Origin of the sequence: Streptococcus oralis (genome assembly GCF_001579025.1) — a bacterium.
In the GTDB taxonomy this organism is placed as follows: domain Bacteria; phylum Bacillota; class Bacilli; order Lactobacillales; family Streptococcaceae; genus Streptococcus; species Streptococcus oralis_X.
Genome location: NZ_KQ970235.1, coordinates 725,425 through 729,817, shown reverse-complemented (window position 1 = coordinate 729,817; position 4,393 = coordinate 725,425). Strand labels below are relative to the sequence as shown.

Annotated in this window: 8 protein-coding genes and 1 pseudogene; all 9 read right to left on the bottom strand. The window is 31.5% G+C overall.

The window, feature by feature from the left end:
- A pseudogene (locus SORDD27_RS09640) lies at positions 1–117 on the bottom strand (phosphoribosylanthranilate isomerase); the annotation flags it as partial.
- Positions 118–137: 20 nt separating this feature from the next.
- Positions 138–299 (bottom strand): hypothetical protein, encoded by a 162-nt coding sequence (locus tag SORDD27_RS09995; RefSeq protein ID WP_196755621.1) that lies wholly within the window; start codon positions 297–299, stop codon positions 138–140.
- Positions 300–411: 112 nt separating this feature from the next.
- Positions 412–822: a DUF7668 domain-containing protein gene (locus SORDD27_RS03470; RefSeq protein WP_061427318.1), complete on the bottom strand. Its 411-nt coding sequence runs from the start codon at positions 820–822 to the stop codon at positions 412–414.
- Between the two features lie 75 nt (positions 823–897).
- A complete protein-coding gene (locus tag SORDD27_RS09635; protein ID WP_000900078.1) occupies positions 898–1,026 on the bottom strand; it encodes a hypothetical protein in 129 nt (42 codons plus the stop codon).
- Positions 1,027–1,066: 40 nt separating this feature from the next.
- Positions 1,067–1,684 (bottom strand): SAP domain-containing protein, encoded by a 618-nt coding sequence (locus SORDD27_RS03465; RefSeq protein WP_061427316.1) that lies wholly within the window; start codon positions 1,682–1,684, stop codon positions 1,067–1,069.
- Between the two features lie 104 nt (positions 1,685–1,788).
- The gene (locus SORDD27_RS09630) at positions 1,789–1,917 is read right to left on the bottom strand and encodes an ADP-ribosylglycohydrolase (RefSeq protein WP_081103344.1); all 129 of its coding nucleotides are present in this window, start codon (positions 1,915–1,917) and stop codon (positions 1,789–1,791) included.
- 11 nt (positions 1,918–1,928) lie between these two features.
- Positions 1,929–2,735, bottom strand: coding sequence for an alpha/beta hydrolase (locus SORDD27_RS03460; RefSeq protein ID WP_061427314.1), 807 nt, complete (start codon positions 2,733–2,735; stop codon positions 1,929–1,931).
- Between the two features lie 154 nt (positions 2,736–2,889).
- A complete protein-coding gene (locus tag SORDD27_RS03455; RefSeq protein WP_061427312.1) occupies positions 2,890–3,633 on the bottom strand; it encodes a CPBP family intramembrane glutamic endopeptidase in 744 nt (247 codons plus the stop codon).
- 177 nt (positions 3,634–3,810) lie between these two features.
- Positions 3,811–4,393, bottom strand: a 583-nt coding sequence (locus SORDD27_RS03450) for a Type 1 glutamine amidotransferase-like domain-containing protein (protein WP_061427310.1), incomplete at its 5' end; no start/stop codon positions are given.

Genomic DNA, 4,393 nt, shown 5'->3' with positions numbered 1-4,393 from the left:
CCCCCAATTTTCTTTCGTTCTAAATTCCAATCCCAAAGAACCCATCAGTGTAGGTGTAATTCCGACTCGATTTAAATGGAAACAAATGGTTTTAAATTCTTCAAATAAGAGGCTCATGTTTACTCTAAACCTTTCATCTAAATGTTCGTTATTTCTACTTTATTACCTTGAACAAAATCATTTTCATTTTCTAGAATATATCCAGTTATTTTAGATACAAAGTCTTTTCCATCTTCTAAAGAATCAAACACGACAAAATCTTTAGAATAATCATTTTGGCACAATTCCAATAGATACATCTTTCATTCTCCCAATATTTGAAAAACTAACCGATATTTTAAGCAACTTACAATCAAATTATCTAGCCTTAATATACGCATTTATCATATAATGAAGATAATTAAGTGTTGTTTATCCAGGGTCGACATCTATAGAAGTTATTTTGTAACCATCATTATTGTATAAAAATTCTAATTGTAGGGTTAAATCTACTAATTCAGAATCGGAGGTCATCTCATATTCAACAACAAAGCCAGTTTGATCATTAAATTCATAAACTTGTAGTTGGGAGTACTCATAATTCGGATGGAAATTACAATCTACACCATATTCATCAATTTTATCAAAATCATTTAATTGTAATGAATCGTCAATATATTCAAGTAACTCTCTTACATCATCAACTTCCGAACCATCAACACAATCCATAATATCTCTATAATTATTTAGATGAATGGCTCTTAAAATCTTTTTAAGTATTTCAATTACTTTTTCTTCATCTAGGTAGTTTTCTTTGTACTCAAAATCATCGAATATTCCCATGATAATACTTCCTTTTTTGTAATCAACTTTAAATCTTATAAATATTAAAAATGTTTCACTAACAAACTCAGACACTCAGCGGTTCGAACTTACCGTATCATCTGTAAAAAAGCAGTCTTTCCGAAATAATGGAAAGTCTTTCGTTTTGATATTGTTCCATTCGTAAACTGAACCTACAATATCTCCAACTATTGCTCCTAGCATGGTATTCCTCCTTACAAACTATTGGTTGAGACTGACATTTCTACTTTTCATACTCGTCTATTCTATCAGCATATTCAGTCAAAAGTTTTTTTGAATAAATTTTTTCATTACTTGAATTTCTAACTTCTTTCCAAAGAATAGAAGCTACTTTTAGTTTATTCGAGTAATTGCCACTATTTTCGTCTGCACAGAAATCCTTCAAAAATTGGTTCCATTGACAAACCGAATGATCATACTTGGCATAATCTGAATTTCCATAATAAACTTTTAGCATATCTTGGATTGTAAAACTCAAATCATGTTCTCTTTTGACTTTTCTCCAAGCAGTAGCCATATCCGCAGTAAATTTAAAGGGGGAAACACCTGTTAAAGTTGAGAAATATTCTCTAAAGTGTGCATTAAAGGAGAATCCACATTCAAGTAAGGGTGTATCTAAGGTAACGACTTCTACTCGTTTCTTCTTGCTTTTTATTGATGATTTTTTAATCAAGTTTCCCTTGAAGTACTGCTCAATAATATCATTGAGTTCTTGTTTTGTACCTCTATTTTCAAGCTCTAATGACTTGCAAATCTGTGAAAGTTCATCACGATACCAGTAGTATTTATTAAATTCATCAAAGGATGTGATTTTATCAAACTCAGGTCTACTCTCTATCAATATAACACCTCCTTAAAAACAGTTTAGGTTTTCATCTCAAAATAATGGAATTTTGGCTTCTTTATTTTGAGGATTAGCAATGTTTCACTAACAAACTCACACACTCAGCGGTTCGGACTTACCGTATCATCCGTGAAAAAACAATCATCACAAAATAAAGGAAAATTCTTCGTTTTGATATTGTTCCATTCGTAAACTGAACCTACAATATCTCCAATAATTGCTCCTAGCATAAGATTCCTCCTTATGGCATATCAGATTCGTTACACATTTCTAATGAGTCACTCTTTAAAAATGGCACCACCAAATCAATCCACTCATAAGGCAGGTAAGCTGATAAATAACCGTGGTTATAGCCCTTTGCTTCATACAAAATTGTGTTTGAATGTAGCTGATGAAATAATTTCGCTGATTCTTTCACACAGTTCAATTCTTTTTCACCATAGATATACAGAACCTGAGCCTTGCTAGCAGAAATCATATCTTTCAGCTTGTAACATCCCATATAGTTTTTGTAAATGGTCACCAATGTTTTGATAGGCGTCCTTGGCAAATCCTCCAAATAATAAGCTTTTATTTCCTCTGGATAAGCCAGTTTAGGATAGAATTTGTTCATCATGCTTAACTGAAGTTTGCAAGAGAATTTATTGAACATCAGTTTACCAAATAGAGACACTAGAAAGATGCTGATTTTAGCTAACCTTAGTTGAGGAATGCAGAGGCTTCCATCTATGATGGCCTTCTCAGCAATTTCACTGTCTAAAGACAAAAGCTCCATAGCAATTTGACCACCAAGCGAAACACCACCGATTGCAAACAATTTCCCACCACAGTTTGCTTTGATATAGTCCAGAATCTCCAAAGCAGAATCTTCAGTAGAAACATAATCAACTTGATATTCCTCGCCGTGGCCATTCAAAGTGGGTAGAATAACACGGTATTCTTCTGACAAGATCCGCGCTTGACGAAGATAATTCCACCAAGAACTTCCACCACCATGTATCAGTAAAATAGGAGGCAAATTCTTATCACCAAATTCATGGAATTTCATGTTTAAACTCCTTACTGTAGAACTTTCACTAGCTACACCCTTGTTTAATCAGCTCGTACAAGCAGTGATGTCTCATCAAATAGAAAAGTCTCTAACATTGATTATCTAGAATGACCACACGTTACTTTCAATAATGGATATCCTGATCTAAATTTTAAAATGTTGTTTCCTTACTAATTCTATTACTCGCCAATATAGTATAAATCAAATAACCAATAAAAATGATAATAAAAATAAGGTTAATTTTTAACACAAAATAGAGATTTAACAAATTTGCGAATGCATGAAATAACACACAGTATCCCACAGATTTCGTTTGACGATAAAGAAGCCCTAAAACAAAACTTAAAAATAATGTATATATAAAAAATAAAATAAAAGGAAATCCTTGATGACTTTCTCCAACTATAAACCATAAAGGCAGATGCCATATTCCCCAAATTGATCCTACAATCAAATTAGATTGCCAATAAGTATATTTTTTATCAAGTAATGGTTGTAATATTCCTCTCCATCCTAATTCTTCATGTCCACCACCAAAAAAAATTAGTTGTATAAAGAATAATGGCATCAGATAAATTGATACTCCGTTTAATTCTAAGGAAGATACAGAAAATAGTATCAAAATTGCTAACATATGATAAATGAAATAAATACTACTATTTTCTATCTTATTAAATAAAAAATGTTTAAATTTTATATTATTACTTTTTAAATAAAAGCCACTTGCAATAGCTGGTCCAAGTGCACCAACTATATGTAATATTCTTCCTATAAATGTCTCTAATCCCAACATATAAGATTGTGTAAATATGGCAAGAAGCCCCCAAGATATATAAGTAATTCCAAATGTAAAACAAAGATAATTTTTTAAATTCTTTTTGTCAATTTCTGTCATTTTATCGCCCTTATCTTGATTATTTTATGAATAATATTTTTACTGCTTCTTAGTTGCTCTCGATTATAACTACCTATATTCTATCATAAAAACACAAAAAAGCCTTACAATCAAGGCTTTTCATTATTCTTTTCGTCAATACTTTGGTTTCGTAGATTCAGATTCGCATGATTAAAACTAGTCAATTTTCTCTATGATATTTCCAAGTTTATCTAATACAAGACATGAATGATCATTTAGTGGAATTATGGGAACACTGACGAGTTCTTCTGCTCTATCCTTATTAGCTTTATCATTCCAGGAATCATAATGGACACTAATTAAAAACTGACTAAAGAGTCCTAATCCATTTTTTATCTTTATCTGATGATCTGAATTATCATTAGGTGAGACATAGACTTTTTCTCTTAATAATAGGGCTCCTGCAGAAAACCCTATAACTTTTGCCCCTTTATTAAGCATATGATCGATATAATTTTTGAACTCCTGATTGACATAAGTAGCTATATATTTTTCCGTATTTCCTCCACCAATGATGATTAGATCAGCATCTAAATAGCTATCAAAATCAATCTGCTCAGTGTCCAAAAGTAAGTAATCAGTGTTTAGATTAGGAAATTGACTTTGGAAAACTTCCGTGTACTTTTTCATATAGGGTTGCCAATTATCTCGAAAAACCGTAAAAATAACAATTCTTTCAATCTTGCTTGATAATACAATTTTATCAACAATGCTATATTTCGTTATTGGGGGAGTTCCC

Coding starts and splice junctions, on each gene's coding strand:
- SORDD27_RS09995 (WP_196755621.1), bottom strand. CDS start 299: ATGTATCTATTGGAATTGTGCCAAAATGATTATTCTAAAGATTTTGTC.
- SORDD27_RS03470 (WP_061427318.1), bottom strand. CDS start 822: ATGGGAATATTCGATGATTTTGAGTACAAAGAAAACTACCTAGATGAA.
- SORDD27_RS09635 (WP_000900078.1), bottom strand. CDS start 1,026: ATGCTAGGAGCAATAGTTGGAGATATTGTAGGTTCAGTTTACGAATGG.
- SORDD27_RS09630 (WP_081103344.1), bottom strand. CDS start 1,917: ATGCTAGGAGCAATTATTGGAGATATTGTAGGTTCAGTTTACGAATGG.
- SORDD27_RS03460 (WP_061427314.1), bottom strand. CDS start 2,735: ATGAAATTCCATGAATTTGGTGATAAGAATTTGCCTCCTATTTTACTG.
- SORDD27_RS03455 (WP_061427312.1), bottom strand. CDS start 3,633: ATGACAGAAATTGACAAAAAGAATTTAAAAAATTATCTTTGTTTTACA.